Raw genomic sequence first — 16,831 nt, 5'->3', positions numbered from 1 at the left:
TTTTGCAAGTCTTATTTCCGCCTACTGGCCAAAGAGTCTGCTCATGACCTGGTGGCCCGTTTATTCAAGCATAGATTCTCACAATTCCCAATTAATTCAGCGAACTGCATAAGTCATGAATAAAACAGTCTAAATCAAAAAAACGGCTTTTATCCCTTATATAGGATAAAGGCCGTTTTTTTGTGGTGGAAGCATCCTTAATAGAAGTACATAACCCAAAGTATTTATTATATCGAGGCGGCCAGTGTTGTCTTACAATGGATTTAGAAACGAATGGAGCAGAAAGGAGAAACTAGTATGAACACATTCAAACGAAATTGGCCGCTGCATGCGATGGTGCTGCCAGCATTCATCCTGTTGGTCACATTTCATTATCTTCCGATGTTCGGCATAGTGATCGCATTCCAAGACTATAAACCGTGGATCGGAATTATGAATTCCGTCTGGGTCGGTCTTGATCATTTTCGCATGCTATTCGAATTTGAGGATTCACAGCGCGTAATCTGGAACACGCTAGTTATCGCCGTCATCAAGATCTTTACCGGATTGATTGTTCCATTCAGCTTTGCGCTTCTGCTAAATGAAGTTAAGGAGACGCTTATCAAGCGTTCCGTGCAAACACTCGTATATTTGCCGCACTTTCTATCCTGGGTTGTGCTCGGCGGTATATTGGTCGATATTCTCTCCCCGGAATACGGCTTGGTCAATCATTTTTTGAAAGCTCTAGGAATTGAGCCGATCTTTTTCTTGGGGAGCAATGATTGGTTTCGTTTCACGATCATCCTCAGCGATGTCTGGAAGGAGTTCGGGTTCTCAACGATTATTTTCTTGGCGGCATTATCTGGAATCAATCCGGAAATGTATGAAGCTTCCGTTATTGATGGAGCCAACCGATGGAAACAGGTCTATTATATTACCATTCCTGCCATGCTTCCGATCGCTGTCGTCGTGACTACGTTGTCCCTCGGCAGTATACTCAATGCCGGATTCGATCAGATCTTTAATTTGTATAACCCGCTCGTCTATGAAACCGGTGATATCATTGATACCTACGTCTATCGCGTTGGATTAATTGATCGAAATTACAGCTTCGCTACAGCGGTTGGTTTGTTTAAATCGGTGGTCAGCTTCGTCCTGATCGTCACATCTTACAGGCTCGCATACAAATTGGCAAACTATCGGATTTTTTAAATGAAAGGAGGTACGTATCGTGCATCATGAATCGTTAACTTATCGATTTTTTCGTTGGAGTAACAACATCTTCTTAATCTTGCTGGCGATCCTATGCATTTTGCCTATCCTGCATATCCTCGCTATATCCTTTAGTGAAGGCTGGGCAGTTAGTAGCGGTAAAGTGACATTCTGGCCTATGGGTTTTAACCTGGCCAACTACAATAAGGTATTTGGTGATCCTTTATTCATGGGCTCCATCCTGACTTCCTTCGAGCGGGTTGTGCTGGGGGTTGGGATCAGCATGACGCTTATGACCATCGCGGCTTATGCCCTATCCAAGGATCCGCGGAAATTCAAAGGGCGAACGATCTGGATTTGGTTGTTCGTGTTCACGATGCTCTTCAATGGGGGGCTCATTCCGACTTATATCGTTGTGCAGAAGGTGGGCATTCTAAACTCAATGTGGGCTTTGGTGCTTCCTCAAGCAGTCAACGTCTACAGCATGATCTTGCTGTTGAACTTCTTCCGATCATCTGTTCCTCAAGCGCTGGAGGAAGCGGCGTATATTGATGGAGCCGGTCAATTCCGCACCTTATGGTCGATCTATCTGCCTGTATCTATGCCGGCTATTGCCACAATCAGCTTATTCACGATGGTTTTTTATTGGAATGAATGGTTTTACGGTCTTCTCTTCATGTCCTCGCCTCAGAATTATCCGTTGGCCTCGTTGATGCAGACGATGTTTATCCAGCATACGGCTGATGAGATGGTGGATCCTGAATTATTGAAATTATTGTCCGATCGAGCGTTTCGCGCAGCACAGATTTTTATTTCCATGATCCCCGTCATGCTCGTATATCCGTTTCTTCAGAAATACTTTGTAAAGGGCATTGTGATTGGATCGGTTAAAGAATGAAGTACTGGACAAAATGCTATAATCTTTAGGAATTTGCATATCGAATGGCGAAACGGAAGACTATAATCGGGTTGTAAACACTTCATACAAGATATATTGGGAGGGTTAAGCAATGTCTAGGAATTTGAACAATTGGCTTACCACTAGTCTCGCCGTCTTGCTTGTGATGGCATTGGTGGTTGGGTGCAGCGGCAATTCTAACAACAATGGCACCGGCAACAACGTGAAAAACAGCGCGAATGGGAACGATCAAGGGGAGGAGAACGCTGACAGCCTGTGGTCGGTGCCTGTGGATGAGAACCAGAAATATACGGAGACAGTCCCGCTTACCGCACTTAGGATCACCCCGGCTGATGTGAAGTATGTGCCTGGCGAATCCGAGAGTGACAATTATTATATTAAGTGGATGAAGAAGCAATTCAATATCGACCTGACCTTTCCTTGGACAACGACGAAGGAAGATGCATTCAACTCGAAGCTTAGCTTGATGCTTGCGAGCAATGAGAAGATGCCTGACATCGTAGTGGCTAAAGGCGATATTGTTAATGATTTGATTGATTCCGGCAAGTTCATGGAGGTAGGACCTCTGTTTGACAAGCTTGCGAGCGATACGTGGAAAGATGCCGTAGGCCAAGCTACGAATGCATGGCTGCCATATTCACGAGATGGCAAGCGCTATGCTCTTCCTTCATTGGTGGATGCCTACCAACAAGATGATGTGTTGTGGGTGCGCCAGGACTGGTTAGACAAGCTAGGATTAAAAGCGCCAACGACATTGGAAGAAATGGAAAACGTGATGGACGCTTTTGTCAACCAAGATCCGGACGGCAATAGCGAGAAGGATACCATTGGTTTGGCTATCGGAATCAAAGATGGATTCGTATCCTACATGTCAGATACCGCACCGCTATGGGGAGCGAACGGCACCATGGTGAAACAGTGGAACTTGACCGAGGATGGGTCGTTGGAATATGGGTCCATTAATCAAGGTGCTCGAGATACACTTGAGATGCTTGCTCGGTGGTATGAGAAAGGTTACTTGCCTCAGGAAGCCGCGCTCTATGATATTAATAAAGCTTCGGAGTCTGTTGTTAATGGGAAAGCTGGCATGATTTTCGGAGCCCACTGGTTGGCGGAATGGCCGGTTCCTGATGTAGTGAAAAATGATCCTGATGCCAATTTCCAGCCGATTCCGATCCCTACCGGACCAAATGGGGACAAAGGATTCAGAGAGGCCTCGGCAGTGAATGGAGCTATTCTGATCAGCAAAGAGGCGAAAAATCCCGATGCTTTCTTCCTATACAACAACTGGCTGTATGAACGATATCCGACTCGCCAAGATCCATTTGATACCAAAGGTGATCCCGATTCTAATACTCCTAAGGGAATTTATGATCTATTCCAAGAAAAACGAATCGAGGGTGACTACTCAAACCCTGATAAACTATCGATTACGACCAATTTTGTCGTTATTCCTAATCTTCGCATGCAGCATTATGCAGCTTTACTTGAAGGTAAAGAACCAACAGATGATTTTATGGAACAGCTTTCCCGGCAAAAACCGGAAGGGAATTTCAAGGCCGCTTCCATTATATTGAAGGACAAAGAATTTGGCATGCCTGATATGTTCCAAGGAACGCCTACACCGACTATGCTCGGAAAGAAAGCTTTCCTGGATAAACTGGAGCTTGAGACCTTTACGAAAATTATTTACGGTCAAGCGCCTATCAGTGAGTTTGACAGCTTCGTGAAAAAATGGAATTCCTCTGGTGGGGAGAATATTACGAAGGAAGTCAATGAGTGGTACGAGAAGTCAAGCGGGAACTAAGATAATAAACAAAGGTGGAGGCATTTTCTGAATGCCTCCATTTGTCTGTTTCTCTTCTAGAGAGAGGAACCGTTTTGAAAATGTTGAACATAAAGATTGACAAGACAAATAACGAAATCAAGTCCGGCAATTTGTCGATGGATGGTCGCACGAAACCGAAAGGCGAACATTACGGATTTATTAACTTCTATACGACGCATAACGATGAACCGATTATTCCGGTTGTTGGGGAATTCCACTTTTCCCGATTTTCCATAGGGACGAACTTAGCTGTATTGATGTTTGGTTTACATTTGGTTGTGTCCACAACGTCAAAAAATTCGACAATACCGGTGAGGATCTCGAGGACTTAATCTCGATCGGGACGATTGGATTGATCAAGGCAATCGAGAGTTTTCAAACCGGTAAAGGCACGAAGTTCGCGACATTTGCAGCTCGTTGTATCGAGAATGAAATACTTATGCATTTGCGGTCTTTAAAGAAGACGCGCAAGGACGTTTCTTTGCATGACCCGATTGGCACGGACAAGGAAGGCAACGAAATCACATTGATCGATATCCTCGGCACCGAGGCGGATGATATCGTCGATAAAGTGCAGCTTAAGATTGAGAAGAGCAAGATATATAAGAATTTGGATATTCTCGATGACCGTGAGAAGGAAGTTGTCATCGGCCGCTTTGGACTGGAGCATGGCGGGGATGAGCGGACGCAGCGGGAGATAGCGAAGGAGCTGGGGATCTCGCGGAGTTATGTTTCGCGGATTGAGAAGAGGGCGCTCATGAAGCTCTATCATGAGTTTTATAAGGCGAAGCGTTAAGAATGAGCTGAGCTCTTATATTACATCTGAACTTATCGTATGTAGCGATAAAGTTATGAATAGATTGAACTATGGTTATATCAATAAAAGGAACCAAACGGTAGAGATTCCGTTTGGTTTTTTTCTGTATACGGAGGCAGAGGATTGCGCCCACAGCTGAGCTTAATGAGGCTGTGGATATGGTCTGCTGTACGAATGATGAAACAGCACCTGAGAGGGAGCTGTGTTATCCAATGAGCTTCGCAGCATGATCCAACCTGCCGCAGAAAGGCTGGATGATAAGTTGAAAATTCCACTACTAAATGTACTATACCGCAGAAATGTCTGTCGATGAGGTTTCGTTAGCGCTAAGGATTCCACAGGGCACAATCAAAAGCAGGCTTTTCAAGGCGCGAAAGGCTATGAAAAAGATACTGGAGGTTGAATCCCTATGAATGATTCTGAAAAGTGGGACCGGTTGCTCTAGCAAGCCCTTGCCTCGGCCGTGGAACCCGAGGAGGAATTAAATCAAAGTATTATAAATCGGTTTAAGGAGAGAGCTTGAATGAAACGTGGTAATAGGAAGCGGGTTTCCGTAGGGTTGTTAGTTGTCATATTGACACTTGTCTTGTCCGTAACGGCTTTCGTTGCCACGCAGCTTTTCAACTCCAAGGAGATTGCTGAACACCTTAGAGATCGTAATCTGGCCGTGGCCTTTGAAGGCAGTGAAGCCATCGAAATCAATTAAACGATCTCTTCACGCGATTACAACATTGCACGGCATCGTCTCTGGGACAGGACTGAGTGAATTCAGCAGTTCTGCTCAGGATATTTACCCCGACAGAACGTATGCTGTTGTATCTATCGCCAGACAGGATGGCAGCCCAATGCCGAATAAGAGCGACCCAGAATACGGAAAGGAGCGTTTCTTAGTTTCGCCTCTCGTTAAAGGTCAGATGCCGTGGCAGGTAAACATCATGACGATGAATGGCAGCTACAGTGAGATTGTACGAGACGGAATTATATATAGAATGATCGAATTTGATAGAGTGGAGATATTTGCAGATAGAGGAGTATATATAGCCGTCAGCAGCGACAATTTCTTTAATAACCAATCGTTTGCTTATAACGAAGACACAGGTGAAATAAGCCTTAAAGCGGATGCCGGAGGAATCTCGGTTGTATTCGATCTCCCGTTGGACAAATCCAAAGCAGACCCAGCTAAGGCTGAAGCCTATTTGAAGGAGTTGTTAAAAGAACCGTCAGCCGACACCGCAAATGAGGAGGCCGCTATTGAAAATGAGCAAGCTTGATTTTAACTTTCTGGTAGTGAAACCGTCTCACGAGGGAGAGCACATCGCTGGCAGCGAAGAGGTCATGTAGAGAAAATAGTGTTAGTATAAACGGATATTGGGGATCTTTTAAACCGAAGATGAAGTCGAAAACCCGCATCAAACAGGCATACTGTTAATGTGGCTTTTCATCGTATGAAATTCATGCTAAAAGGAGTATGGGGACTTAAGCTCAAATTCACAAAATCTTTAATGGACTGTCACATTTAAAGCGCAGTGCAGCGAAAAATGCGCTCAGGCTGTCTAATAAGGTGGAGGTGATAATTCAGTGAAGCCGGCCGGCTCGAATAACAAGGAAAATTTCTCGAAAGATCCCTCTCAAGCTCTAGAGCAGCTGATGGAAAGCTATGGCTCGACGGTCATGCGCACCGCTTATTTTTATACCGGCGATAGGCATTTTGCCGAGGATATCAGTCAGGAGGTATTCCTTCGCGCTTATCGCAACTGGAACTCGTTTCGTGGAGATAGCGCGGTTAAAACCTGGTTGACGACGATCGCCATTAACGTTTGCCGGGACAAGATGGGTGTGCGGATGTTTACGGAACAGCCGACCGATCCCAGCCGGATGGAGCGGGGACGGACATTCAACGTGGAAGAAGAAGCGCTTAAAAGATTGCAGAAAAGCGAGATTTTGCGGCATATGCTGCGTCTGCCTCTGCCGTATCAGGAGGCTTTGTATTTATATTATTATCTGGACTTGGACACACGGGAAATTGCGAAAGCGACGTCGTCGCCCGAGGGTACCGTGAGAAACAGACTGCACCGGGCGCGCGAGGCGTTGGCTCGGGAAATGCGCAAGGAGGAGATAACCGATGACGGACATAGAGCGTAATTTACGTCAACATTTGCAAAAGGAGTCGGATGATATGTTGTTTTCTAAAATGGAATTGAGCGATAGCGTTAAACAGAAGATCAGGAAGCAAGCCGCCGCGGAACAGAGAAGCCGCCGCCGATTCGTTCTTCCGAAAGCCTGGCTTGCAGGAGCGGCAGCGCTAGTCGCGGCAGTCGTCATAGTGACAGGATTGCCGATGCTGCAAGAGCCCGCCGCAGTACCGACGCCAACGGATAATTCGTCGGGAACCGTGCTGCCCGGAAACGGAGGAGCCACAGGTTCGGAGTTGTCCCAATTGATTACAACTCCATTCGGAACGGCGGAGGCAGCGAAAACAGCATTCGGTTCCGGTGTGCATGTTCCTCAAGTCGCCCCGGAAGGCTTCAAGCTGGCTGAGATCGTCGGCGTGGGAATGAAGGACCAACCGCTCAGAGATTTGAACTTCACATACGGCTCGGGTGATAAGACGGTGACGTTCAGCGCGAGCCGTATGCCGGCGGCGTTCCCGACGGACCTGTTCACACAGACCAAAGTGGGCGGAGCGGACGGCTTTATTTTCGAGCAAGCCGAGTTCACGGAGCTGTTCTGGGTGGTTGACGGCATTCAGTATGGCGTGTCCGGTCCGATTTCGGGCGATGAGGCCATGAAGGTAGCCGAATCGGTTGAGCCTTAATGAGTTGATGCGTGTATATCGTGAATGAATTGAACGCCCCACCCGTCGAGGTGGGTTTTTTCGTCAGTAAAGGATTTATTGCAGGGTATTATTAAGCTTTGACTCCATAGACTCCCCCAACCGTGATACTATACTTATTGATGCTGGCACCTATTAAGAGAAATTGTACCTTGAGCGAATGCTAGATAAATTGGGGTAGTGTAATATCCAAATACGGGAGCACGAGCTGGTTGGTTACACTACTCTAAAAGTAAGACGAAGCAAGGCGAAGAAATGACACGGGGGCTTAGCTCAGCTGGGAGACGCTTGCATGGCATGCAAGAGGTCAGCGGTTCGATCCCGATAGTCTCCACCAACACTTTAAACAAAAACGGCAGAGATGCCGTTTTTTTGTTTTGATTTTGTTACAGCACACTAGTCATGTGGAGTGCGGAAACATGAACATTATTTTATAGGAACAAAGCCTTATTTAATAAGGAATTATCCTACATCAACATATTAAATCCTAACCTATTCCTATCGCTGGCAGCGATGAGACCGTAGTGAAATAATTAAATTGGGTTGTGTCCACAACGTCAAAAAATTTGACAATACAGGTGAGGATCTCGAAGATTTGATCTCGATCGGTACGATCGGATTGATCAAAGCGATCGAGAGCTTTCAGACCGGGAAAGGTACGAAGCTCGCGACGTTCGCGGCTCGCTGTATCGAGAACGAAATACTTATGCATCTGCGGTCTTTGAAGAAGACGCGCAAGGACGTTTCTTTGCATGATCCGATTGGCACGGATAAGGAAGGTAATGAAATTACCTTGATCGATATCCTCGGTACTGAGGCTGATGATATCGTGGATAAGGTGCAGCTCAAAATTGAGAAAAGTAAAATATATAAGAATTTGGATATACTCGATGACCTCGAGAAGGAAGTTGTTATAGGCCGCTTTGGACTGGAGCATGGTGGGGATGAACGGACGCAGCGTGAAATTGCGAAGGAGCTCGGGATCTCGCGGAGTTATGTGTCGCGGATAGAGAAGAGGGCGTTGATGAAGCTTTATCATGAGTTTTATAAGGCGAAGAGATAACGTGTCATAGTTAATAGAGTCTTTAGAAATTCTATCGTAGAATCAATGGCCACGTCTTTGTGACGTGGCTTTTGTTTAGTTTAGTTTAGTTCCATGATTTTGCGAAAACGACTAGAATTCAATCTATTGTGCTCGTTTCAACGACCCATGGCGCTCCTTGGTCCAGTTGGGAACAGTTCCAGATGGTTATTAGATACAATGCTGAATGAGTAGACCTGATGTTATTCCTAGTAAGGTGATTTATGCAAAGTTCATAGATCATTACGTCGATAAATTGAAGCTAAAGATTGAGAAAATCGAAAATTTATACCTAGATATATGTGTTGACCGTGAGAAGGAGGTTGTAATTGGTGATTTCGGACAGGAGCTCTTTGGGGTTGAGTTGAGTCAGTGGATATCTTCTTGGCGGCTAGTTCATATCCCCTTTCATACTCGGAATAAACAGCAAGACCAAGGCACAGCGGGAAGCTTGGGAGTTCGTTAAGTTTTTGTTGTCCGTGGACATGCAAAGTTCCCCGGAATTGCTAGGCTTCCCAATAAACAAAGGCATCACAGAGAAAAATCTCAAGGAAGTCGGTCAAAAAATAACGAAGGGTTTGCTTCCGGTGCCGAAAGGAAAGACGGATGCTAAGTCAGTGGAAGAAAACCCCCAGGCTATTCAAAAGCTTCTGGACGGGGCTGGAAAAAAGCTAAACAGCGATTTCAAGGTCGTCTCGATCGCCAGTGAGGAATTCGAATCATTCATGAGCGGCCAAAAGTCAGCGAAAGAGGTGAGCAAGCGTATTTGAACGAATAACCTCGCCGCCTATGAACGACATTATACACGGAAAAGCGGCTCTCCTAAACTTATAAAAGAAGCAGCCGTTAACAAAATATAGGCTATCCCAAAAGTGGGATAGCCTATTACCTCTTAGCTTTAAGGATAGAAAGCGTTAGCCGGCGTGGTGGTCGTACACCAGCGGGCATTAAACAACGACTTGATCAAAATGTCCTTGGCTTCTTCCGTGCCAATGTAACGGAGGGCTTCGAGCGCATGCGCCCTAACGTAGCGATTCTCATCATCAAGCGCAGCTGCTAGAGCGGGAACGGCCGATGCGGCAGCGGAGCGTAAGAGTGATAATGAAAGGCCTGCTGTAAAACGAACCTGAGTATCCTCATCCTGCAAGCATCGAATCAACCCATCGACGCTTGCTTGGCTGGAACCGCCAATCATGCCAAACGTTTCAGCCACCGTGCTTCGCACCGAAGCGGAGGGGTGAGATATGAGACGGCCAAGCGCCGGAAGCGAATTTTCAGCCAAGTGGCGCAGCTCCCCGATCGCAAACGCCGCATGTTTGACGGTTTCCTCGCGTTCGCTTAATAGTGCATCATTTAATCCATCAATTGCTGAGGCACCCGCAGCAGCCAGGCCGTAAGCGGACAAGCGTGATACGTCCACACGCTCATGATGGAGTCCTTTCAACAGCACTTCGATCCCTCTCTCGCCATACCTCGCTAGTTCATAGACCGCATTCAGCGCGTTAGGCTCGTACGTATCCTCTAATGCCTTGGCAAGCTGACTGATTTGCTCTTCATCCGAAGCTGCCGTATGGGCCAGGCTGCCGATGCTGCCGGAGAGCCAGTTCCACGTTTCCTCCCACATCGTCTCGTGACGGCCGATCGGAAGCTTGAGACCGGCTGGCTCCGTCCATTCCGCAGTTTGATTATTCCAAGAAGGCGCGGTGGGAGCTGCAGTACGCATAAACTCGAATTTCAACATGTAGCGGGCATTCCCGAGCACATTAGGCGTGGAGCGATGCCAAATATCGTAATGGATGAGCGCGAACGTGCCGGCTTTCCCGCTAGCGTAAGCTTCTCCTGGCGTTTCGTCTGCAGCAAAGGTGCGTGTTTGATAATTTTGAGTGCCAGGCATCAAGCCCGTAGGTCCTAGCTCAAGCGGGGTATCCTGCGGAAAATACATGACCATCGCCCACCATGGATGATGATTGCGCATTTTCGAATAGCCCCAGTAGCTGTCCTTATGCCAACCGCCGGCAGAGGGCAGGGCATTGTAATGACCATGACGGTGAGCATGCAGCATATAGTCCGGGCCAAGAACGCTAGTCAATGCGCCCGTAATAACGGGATGATCGAATACTTGTTGAATTTCGCGGAAGCGCGGCAGTAAATTGTTGCCCGGGTTTCCCTCTTCCTTGTATACGCGATTGAGCTCATCGGTCAATTCACGGTGAAAGGCTTCTGGGAAATCAGTGTTTAAAATTAGAAAACCTTCCGTAATAAATCGTCTCATTTGTTCGTCATTCAGTAAAATGGGTGAGCTGCTCATATAATCGGTAACCTCCTGGAAAATGGTGATTTGAATTTCTACACCGATTATAGGAGATGCGCAGCCAATACGACATACACGAAACTAAGCGAAACTTGCATAAAACTAACATACGTGGGCTCGCGCTGAAAAATCTTTTTATTACAAGTGAGGAATGTCAGGCGCCTGGCTTCTTCGTTTATAGCCGGCAGGCGTCATGCCTGTTAGTTTTTTGAATGTGCGATGAAAATGCGGCAGACTCTCGAAGCCGCACTCATTCGCGATTGCGTAGACTGGCGCATCCGAAGATAGGAGAAGCTCCTTGGCGCGGCTAATCCGTTTGGCCGTGACATATTCGGTTAATGTCATTCCCGTAAGTAATTTGAAGACACGTGTAAAATGGGAAGGATTCACTGCCGCTTTGGCGGACAGAGTGGACAAGCCGATGTCGTCGAATGGGTGCTCGTCGATTGTACGCAGTGTCGTCCTCATCCACTCCGGAGCTCCCGTATTTTTCCCTTCTGCCGTTGGAACGGGGATTTGCCGATTAAGCAGAAGCAGCAACTGGAGCAGGTGGAGCACGACGGCATGTCGGTGCCCCGGTCTATCGACTGACAGCTCTCTGTTGATATTAACCAGAATGGTCTCAATAAAGTCACGGTCGGCAGTGTCCACACTCAGTTTATGACACTTCCATTTGTTTGCCTGCTCGAAGCATTGGACGTAAGAAAAGGTATCGCCGAACGAGTTCCACTGCGCGATACGACCATGAAAATAAATGGCGCTCACCGTCAGAGGAGCTTCTTCCTCCGGCAATGCGCGATGGACGGTGTTGCCGGGCAGAAGGAATAAATCGCCGCGCTCCATGGCATAGAAAGACCCGTCAATAAAAAAAACACCCTTTCCCGCATGGACATAGACGATTTCATGCCAATCGTGCAAGTGATTGGGTAGCTCGTTATGCGAATCCTTTAATGCAAGGTAGTTGAATTCGAGCGGGAAAGGAGCGGAAGCATCGAATTGCTTACGAATAGGTTTCAAATGGCGGACCCTCCCTGATTGACAAGCTGAGAAAACATATCGTGTTTGGTTATAGTGTAAATGCTAGGAGAGTAATAGTCAAAATAAGGTACACATAAGCGTATTTTCGCTATTTTCATATCCTCGAAGCTCGATTATTATGAACCTAACTGTTGTAAACCTTGTTTATAAGGCGATTTATCGTCAACGATCATAAAAGCAAAGGGGATGCTGCATGATACAAGAAATAGCAAAAGGCGTCGACGCATTGATCATGGATAAGCGGGATCATGTTGCTACGCTGCTGCGTGATATCACGTCAGGAGAAACGGTCCGCTACAGAGATGATCAAGGCATTCATGAAATAACGGCGATTGATGCGATCCCGTTTGGCCATAAGCTGGCGATTGATGCGATTGACGCAGGACAGGACGTGCGGAAATACGGGGAAATCATTGGTCGTTCCAGCTCCGCAATCATGGTCGGGCAGCATGTTCATGTCCATAATATTGAAGGAATACGGGGCAGAGGCGATAAGGCCGGAAAGGCGGGGGCATGAATACATTTATGGGGTATGAAAGGCCGAACGGGGATATCGGGATCCGCAATCATTTGCTCATCATTCCAACGGTCATTTGTTCCAATCAGGTTTGCAGCCGGATCATGCAGCTTGTTCCTGGTACCGTGGCGATTCCGCATCAGCATGGATGCAGCCAAATCGGTGCAGATAAAGAACGTACTTTCGAGGTGCTTGCAGGGACGGGCAAAAACCCGAACGTAGGCGGGGTTATCGTCATAAGTCTGGGCTGCGAAGTAGTTGATCCTTATGCGCTTGCGGACGAGATCCGAAAGACCGGCAAGCCCGTAGAAGTGATTGATATTCAATCGGTCGGCGGCTCGGTTAAAGCGATTCAGCAAGGAACTGAAATAGCAAAACGAATGATGGGGGAGCTTGAACGCCAACCAAAAGTGCCAATCCCGCTCTCCAAACTGAAAGTAGCCGTGAAATGCGGCGGCTCTGACGCGACTTCCGGCTTGGCGTCGAATCCGGCGCTTGGCGCAGCTGCTGACTCGCTAATCGCAACGGGTGGAACGGTCGTCATCGGCGAGACGACGGAGATCATCGGTGCCGAGCATGTGCTTGCACAGCGCTGTGCAACACCGGATACAGCAGAGATGCTTTACCACATTGTCAGCCGTTTCGAACGAGAGGTGGAGAGGATGGGCACTGACATGCGAGGCGGCAATCCGAGTCCCGGCAATATCCAAGGCGGACTATCCACCATCGAAGAGAAATCGCTCGGCTGCATCAGCAAATGCGGAAAAGCCCCAATCAAAGGAGTTATCGAATACGCGGAACAGATACCGGAGGGAGGACTTTACTTCATGGACTCGCCGGGCAACGATATCGAATGCGTTTCGGGCATGGCGGCGGGAGGCGTCCACATCGTTTGCTTCACGACAGGCAGGGGAACGCCTACGGGAGCGGCTGTCGTGCCGGTCATCAAAATAACGGGCAACAAGCGGATGTTCGAACGTATGGAGGACAACATGGACGTCGACGTCAGCGCGATGCTGGACGGCACGATAAGCTTGGAGACTGCGGGCGAACGGATATGGCGCGAGATTGTGGAAGTAGCGGATGGGAAATGGACGAAATCGGAAACGTTGGGTCATCAAGAATTCAGTATTAATCGTATCGGCCCCAGCCTTTAGGAATGGCCGATTCGTCTTCATGGCAGCTGGGAGTATAGAATCCAATCGGAGAAAGGACGTTTAAACATGAGATTAGCGAATAAAGTGACGCTCATAACCGGTTCCGGATCGGGCATCGGCAGGAGCTCGGCACTGCTGTTCGCGCGGGAAGGCGCGTTTGTCGTCGTCAACGATCTGGATGCGGACAAAGGCCGGGAAACGGTCGAAGAAATCAAGTCGCAAGGGGGGCGGGCCTGGTTTGTGCATGCGGACGTTACAGATCCGGATTCCGTGCGCTCCATGGTGAACGAGACTTTGGCGGCATACAGCCGTATCGACGTACTATTCAATAATGCCGGCATCAGCGGCGTGGGGGCGCTCCACGAGGTGGAGCCGGAAGACTGGGACTGTGTCATTCGGGTCAATATTCGCGGGGTATATCTGCCTAGCAAATATGTGCTTCCCCACATGATGGAACGCACGAGCGGATCGATTATTAACATGTCTTCCTGCATTGCGGAAATTGGACTTGCGAAACGTGCTTCCTACTCGGCTACAAAGGGAGCGGTATTGGCGCTTACCAAATCGATGCAGGTCGATTATGCGCCGTACAATATCCGCGTAAACGCACTTCTGCCTGGAACCATTCTGACGCCGTTCGTAGAAAACTATCTCCGCACCTCGTATGAAGATCCTGAGGCTGCAATCGCGTCTCTAAAAACACGGCAGCTCAGCAATGAATTGGGCCGACCCGAAGATGTGGCAAAGGCGGCGCTGTTCCTTGCATCGGAAGAGTCGAGCTTCATGATGGGCTCACCGCTTTATGTCGATGGAGGCGTCGTTTTCGGCAAGAACGCCTAGCCCGCCGGCCGTTTGGATAATCCATATACGAAAGGAAGTTATATATGAAGCTTTTGGTGATTCAAAGAGAAGATGGCGATCGTTTAGGAATCAAATTGGATACAGGCGTGCTGGATGTCCTAGAGGCTCTGAAAATTAAGGATGAGCCCCGCGTACCGACGCAGGTCATGGAAGTCATCGAGGGAGGAGCGAATGCACTGCTCGCGTTGAGACGGTTCGCCCAGGAAGCTGCCGCTTCGTCGGAAAAGTTCTCCGCTGCCCTGTATCGTGAAGAAGATATTTCATTCGGTCCGTGCGTTGCTGCTCCGCGAAAAATCATTTGTGTCGGGCTGAACTACCGCAAGCATGCGCTAGAAACGAATGCACCGATTCCAGAGTATCCCATTCTGTTCAACAAATTTGATAACACCCTAGCTGCCCATGGTGAAGCTATACCTCTCCCGGCAAAGGTAACGGGCCAAGTCGATTACGAGGCCGAGTTGGTTATCGTCATAGGCAAGGAAACAAAGTACGTAGAGAGAGAGCGGGCGCTTGAGCATGTGTTCGGTTATTGCTGCGTCAACGACTTGTCTGCGCGGGACCTGCAGATGCGCACGCCGCAGTGGCTGCTCGGCAAATCCCTGGACAAGTTCAGTCCGCTCGGCCCTTATCTGGTCACTGGGGACGAGATTGATGATCCTAACAATCTGTCAATCAGCACCACGCTCAATGGTGAAGTACGCCAGCAGTCGAATACATCGGATATGGTATTCCGCTGTGATGAAATCGTTAGCTACGTGTCACAGCATATGACCTTATACCCCGGCGACATCATTCTTACCGGAACGCCCGAGGGAGTCGTACTCGGTTACCCGGAGGAGAAGCGGGTGTGGCTGAAGCCAGGCGATACGGTTACAATCGAAATCGAGAAGCTTGGTTCGCTCACGAATCGGTTTGTGGAGGAAGTTCATTAAACAGCTGAACGTTACCGCCATCCTGTAAGCGATAGTTTCCTATAAAAAGGACGATTTCCGACGTCAGTTGACGATCCGGAATATCGTCCTTTTTGTTAATGGCATTTACAAAAGTGTTTAACTATATAATTAAATTTAGATATATTTAGTTATAACTGATTATAACCAAGGAGGGTGTTTTATGTTAAGGATGATTAAAGGTTATATGATTTTATCTACGGTTCTGGCAATGATGTTAGTTTTTGCAGGCTGTGGCGCTGCGCAAAATACGAATACAAACGCGGGCACGGCCGCACCGGCGGAAAGTACAATTGAGCCAAGTGAGCAGCCGGCGGAAACGGTGGAACTGACGATCTCGGCGGCGGCAAGCATGACGGATGCATTGACGGAAATTCATAAGACTTACGAGGCAAAAAACCAAAATATTAAGCTAAACTTCAACTTTGGCGCATCCGGTGCGCTGCAGCAGCAAATCGAGCAAGGTGCGCCGGCTGATTTGTTTCTGTCTGCGGCAGTAAAGAACATGACGGCCCTTGTTGACTAACAGCTGATTGATTCGAATCAACAAATCAATTTGTTGAATAACGAGCTGGTTGTCGTTGTCCCTGCAGGTAATTAGGCCAAAGAAGCGTTAACGAGCGCAAACCTATGGGAAGCATTGCAGGCGAAATAGTTAACTTACATTCCAATGGCATTTGGCTTTATGACATCAAAATCCCTTTCATCGATCTTGGGAATCCTCCCTCTAATGGTACGGAGTGGCGTTGGAACCTGTTCCAAATCGATAAAAATCTTCAAGGAGAGCGCCATTATTGGGCATGGTCGCCGACCGGAGAAGTTCAGTTTCATCTTCCGCAATATTTTGGAACACTTGAATTTCATCGATGACAAGAGATCACGATCCTAGTAAAGAAAGAAGATTGTTTTTATGTGGCGTGGGGCAATTGAAGATACGGTGGAAAGATTCGCCGTAATCTGGAACAGCAAAAATAAAAACGATTTGGTATTAAGCTAACGGGCAGTTTAGTTTAACATCAAGCACGGTGAACCATATCATAAGTAAGTGAGGTTAAAAATAGAACCACTTTGAACGTTATTGTGACAACGGTTTAGGTGGATGTTTTTGAAAGTAATCATCCAAATTCAACTATTTACAATGTAACGAAATCAGGGGGAAGTTTCAAAACTTGATTAAATATAGAAAGTTTTTCCTCATTTTAATATAGATCATGACTTATGCAGTTCGCTGAATTAATTGGGAATTGTGAGAATCTATGCTTGAATAAACGGGCCACCAGGTCATGAGCAGACTCTTTGGCCAGTAGGCGGAAATAAGACTTGCAAAA

General features: G+C 47.6%; 19 protein-coding genes. 17 read left to right on the top strand and 2 right to left on the bottom strand.

What is annotated here, in order from left to right; genetic code table 11:
• Window positions 1-297 precede the first annotated feature (297 nt).
• The 11 genes from RCO25_RS32965 (at window position 298) to RCO25_RS32915 (ending at window position 9,439) form a co-directional block, all read left to right on the top strand.
• Complete coding sequence (locus RCO25_RS32965) at window positions 298-1,191, top strand: ABC transporter permease (protein ID WP_309000298.1); 894 nt, start codon at window positions 298-300, stop codon at window positions 1,189-1,191.
• A 19-nt stretch (window positions 1,192-1,210) separates the two neighbouring features.
• Window positions 1,211-2,089: a carbohydrate ABC transporter permease gene (locus tag RCO25_RS32960; RefSeq protein ID WP_309000297.1), complete on the top strand. Its 879-nt coding sequence runs from the start codon at window positions 1,211-1,213 to the stop codon at window positions 2,087-2,089.
• A gap of 112 nt (window positions 2,090-2,201) precedes the next feature.
• Entirely contained in the window at window positions 2,202-3,917 is a 1,716-nt protein-coding gene (locus tag RCO25_RS32955) for an extracellular solute-binding protein (protein ID WP_309000296.1), read from the top strand.
• A 247-nt stretch (window positions 3,918-4,164) separates the two neighbouring features.
• Window positions 4,165-4,734, top strand: a complete 570-nt coding sequence (sigK, locus tag RCO25_RS32950; RefSeq protein WP_374992216.1) for an RNA polymerase sporulation sigma factor SigK — start codon at window positions 4,165-4,167, stop codon at window positions 4,732-4,734.
• A gap of 302 nt (window positions 4,735-5,036) precedes the next feature.
• Entirely contained in the window at window positions 5,037-5,168 is a 132-nt protein-coding gene (locus tag RCO25_RS35035; RefSeq protein WP_374992215.1) for a sigma factor-like helix-turn-helix DNA-binding protein, read from the top strand.
• A 110-nt stretch (window positions 5,169-5,278) separates the two neighbouring features.
• Window positions 5,279-5,461: a hypothetical protein gene (locus RCO25_RS32945; RefSeq protein WP_309000295.1), complete on the top strand. Its 183-nt coding sequence runs from the start codon at window positions 5,279-5,281 to the stop codon at window positions 5,459-5,461.
• Window positions 5,462-5,600: 139 nt separating this feature from the next.
• Window positions 5,601-6,026, top strand: a complete 426-nt coding sequence (locus RCO25_RS32940; protein ID WP_309000294.1) for a hypothetical protein — start codon at window positions 5,601-5,603, stop codon at window positions 6,024-6,026.
• A 307-nt stretch (window positions 6,027-6,333) separates the two neighbouring features.
• Window positions 6,334-6,897 (top strand): sigma-70 family RNA polymerase sigma factor, encoded by a 564-nt coding sequence (locus RCO25_RS32935; protein ID WP_309000293.1) that lies wholly within the window; start codon window positions 6,334-6,336, stop codon window positions 6,895-6,897.
• The gene (locus RCO25_RS32930) at window positions 6,878-7,570 is read left to right on the top strand and encodes a DUF4367 domain-containing protein (RefSeq protein WP_309000292.1); all 693 of its coding nucleotides are present in this window, start codon (window positions 6,878-6,880) and stop codon (window positions 7,568-7,570) included. The genes RCO25_RS32935 and RCO25_RS32930 overlap by 20 nt, the downstream gene beginning before the upstream one ends.
• 547 nt (window positions 7,571-8,117) lie before the next feature.
• Window positions 8,118-8,651 (top strand): RNA polymerase sporulation sigma factor SigK, encoded by a 534-nt coding sequence (gene sigK, locus RCO25_RS32925; protein ID WP_309000299.1) that lies wholly within the window; start codon window positions 8,118-8,120, stop codon window positions 8,649-8,651.
• 488 nt (window positions 8,652-9,139) lie between these two features.
• A complete protein-coding gene (locus RCO25_RS32915; protein ID WP_309000291.1) occupies window positions 9,140-9,439 on the top strand; it encodes a hypothetical protein in 300 nt (99 codons plus the stop codon).
• Between the two features lie 128 nt (window positions 9,440-9,567).
• Here the strand turns inward: RCO25_RS32915 and RCO25_RS32910 are convergent, their stop codons facing one another.
• Together RCO25_RS32910 and RCO25_RS32905 are read right to left on the bottom strand one after the other, a co-directional pair.
• Window positions 9,568-10,977, bottom strand: a complete 1,410-nt coding sequence (locus RCO25_RS32910; protein ID WP_309000290.1) for a HEAT repeat domain-containing protein — start codon at window positions 10,975-10,977, stop codon at window positions 9,568-9,570.
• A 141-nt stretch (window positions 10,978-11,118) separates the two neighbouring features.
• Complete coding sequence (locus RCO25_RS32905; protein WP_309000289.1) at window positions 11,119-11,997, bottom strand: helix-turn-helix domain-containing protein; 879 nt, start codon at window positions 11,995-11,997, stop codon at window positions 11,119-11,121.
• A gap of 214 nt (window positions 11,998-12,211) precedes the next feature.
• Here RCO25_RS32905 and RCO25_RS32900 point away from each other — a divergent pair, with 214 nt between their 5' ends.
• The 6 genes from RCO25_RS32900 to RCO25_RS32875 all read left to right on the top strand — a co-directional run bounded on the left by RCO25_RS32900 (window position 12,212) and on the right by RCO25_RS32875 (window position 16,373).
• Window positions 12,212-12,535, top strand: coding sequence for a UxaA family hydrolase (locus RCO25_RS32900; RefSeq protein WP_309000288.1), 324 nt, complete (start codon window positions 12,212-12,214; stop codon window positions 12,533-12,535).
• On the top strand, window positions 12,532-13,692 hold the full coding sequence (locus tag RCO25_RS32895) for a UxaA family hydrolase (RefSeq protein WP_309000287.1): 1,161 nt from the start codon (window positions 12,532-12,534) through the stop codon (window positions 13,690-13,692). The genes RCO25_RS32900 and RCO25_RS32895 overlap by 4 nt, the downstream gene beginning before the upstream one ends.
• A gap of 66 nt (window positions 13,693-13,758) precedes the next feature.
• Entirely contained in the window at window positions 13,759-14,532 is a 774-nt protein-coding gene (locus tag RCO25_RS32890; protein ID WP_309000286.1) for an SDR family NAD(P)-dependent oxidoreductase, read from the top strand.
• A 44-nt stretch (window positions 14,533-14,576) separates the two neighbouring features.
• Complete coding sequence (locus RCO25_RS32885) at window positions 14,577-15,485, top strand: fumarylacetoacetate hydrolase family protein (protein ID WP_309000285.1); 909 nt, start codon at window positions 14,577-14,579, stop codon at window positions 15,483-15,485.
• 181 nt (window positions 15,486-15,666) lie between these two features.
• Window positions 15,667-16,029: a molybdate ABC transporter substrate-binding protein gene (gene modA / locus RCO25_RS32880; protein ID WP_309000284.1), complete on the top strand. Its 363-nt coding sequence runs from the start codon at window positions 15,667-15,669 to the stop codon at window positions 16,027-16,029.
• 104 nt (window positions 16,030-16,133) lie between these two features.
• The gene (locus RCO25_RS32875; protein WP_309000283.1) at window positions 16,134-16,373 is read left to right on the top strand and encodes a DOMON domain-containing protein; all 240 of its coding nucleotides are present in this window, start codon (window positions 16,134-16,136) and stop codon (window positions 16,371-16,373) included.
• Window positions 16,374-16,831: the final 458 nt, after the last annotated feature.

This window comes from Paenibacillus sp. LHD-38, from assembly GCF_031157315.1.
In the GTDB taxonomy this organism is placed as follows: Bacteria; Bacillota; Bacilli; order Paenibacillales; family Paenibacillaceae; genus Pristimantibacillus.
The sequence above is the reverse complement of the archived record's forward strand: the minus strand, read 5'-3'. Positions and strand labels throughout refer to the sequence as shown.

Coding starts and splice junctions, on each gene's coding strand:
- RCO25_RS32940 (WP_309000294.1), top strand. CDS start 5,601: ATGCCGAATAAGAGCGACCCAGAATACGGAAAGGAGCGTTTCTTAGTT.
- modA (WP_309000284.1), top strand. CDS start 15,667: ATGTTAAGGATGATTAAAGGTTATATGATTTTATCTACGGTTCTGGCA.
- RCO25_RS32875 (WP_309000283.1), top strand. CDS start 16,134: ATGGGAAGCATTGCAGGCGAAATAGTTAACTTACATTCCAATGGCATT.
- RCO25_RS32895 (WP_309000287.1), top strand. CDS start 12,532: ATGAATACATTTATGGGGTATGAAAGGCCGAACGGGGATATCGGGATC.
- RCO25_RS32885 (WP_309000285.1), top strand. CDS start 14,577: ATGAAGCTTTTGGTGATTCAAAGAGAAGATGGCGATCGTTTAGGAATC.
- RCO25_RS32965 (WP_309000298.1), top strand. CDS start 298: ATGAACACATTCAAACGAAATTGGCCGCTGCATGCGATGGTGCTGCCA.
- RCO25_RS32955 (WP_309000296.1), top strand. CDS start 2,202: ATGTCTAGGAATTTGAACAATTGGCTTACCACTAGTCTCGCCGTCTTG.
- RCO25_RS32945 (WP_309000295.1), top strand. CDS start 5,279: ATGAAACGTGGTAATAGGAAGCGGGTTTCCGTAGGGTTGTTAGTTGTC.
- RCO25_RS32890 (WP_309000286.1), top strand. CDS start 13,759: ATGAGATTAGCGAATAAAGTGACGCTCATAACCGGTTCCGGATCGGGC.
- RCO25_RS32910 (WP_309000290.1), bottom strand. CDS start 10,977: ATGAGCAGCTCACCCATTTTACTGAATGACGAACAAATGAGACGATTT.
- RCO25_RS32930 (WP_309000292.1), top strand. CDS start 6,878: ATGACGGACATAGAGCGTAATTTACGTCAACATTTGCAAAAGGAGTCG.
- RCO25_RS35035 (WP_374992215.1), top strand. CDS start 5,037: ATGTACTATACCGCAGAAATGTCTGTCGATGAGGTTTCGTTAGCGCTA.
- RCO25_RS32900 (WP_309000288.1), top strand. CDS start 12,212: ATGATACAAGAAATAGCAAAAGGCGTCGACGCATTGATCATGGATAAG.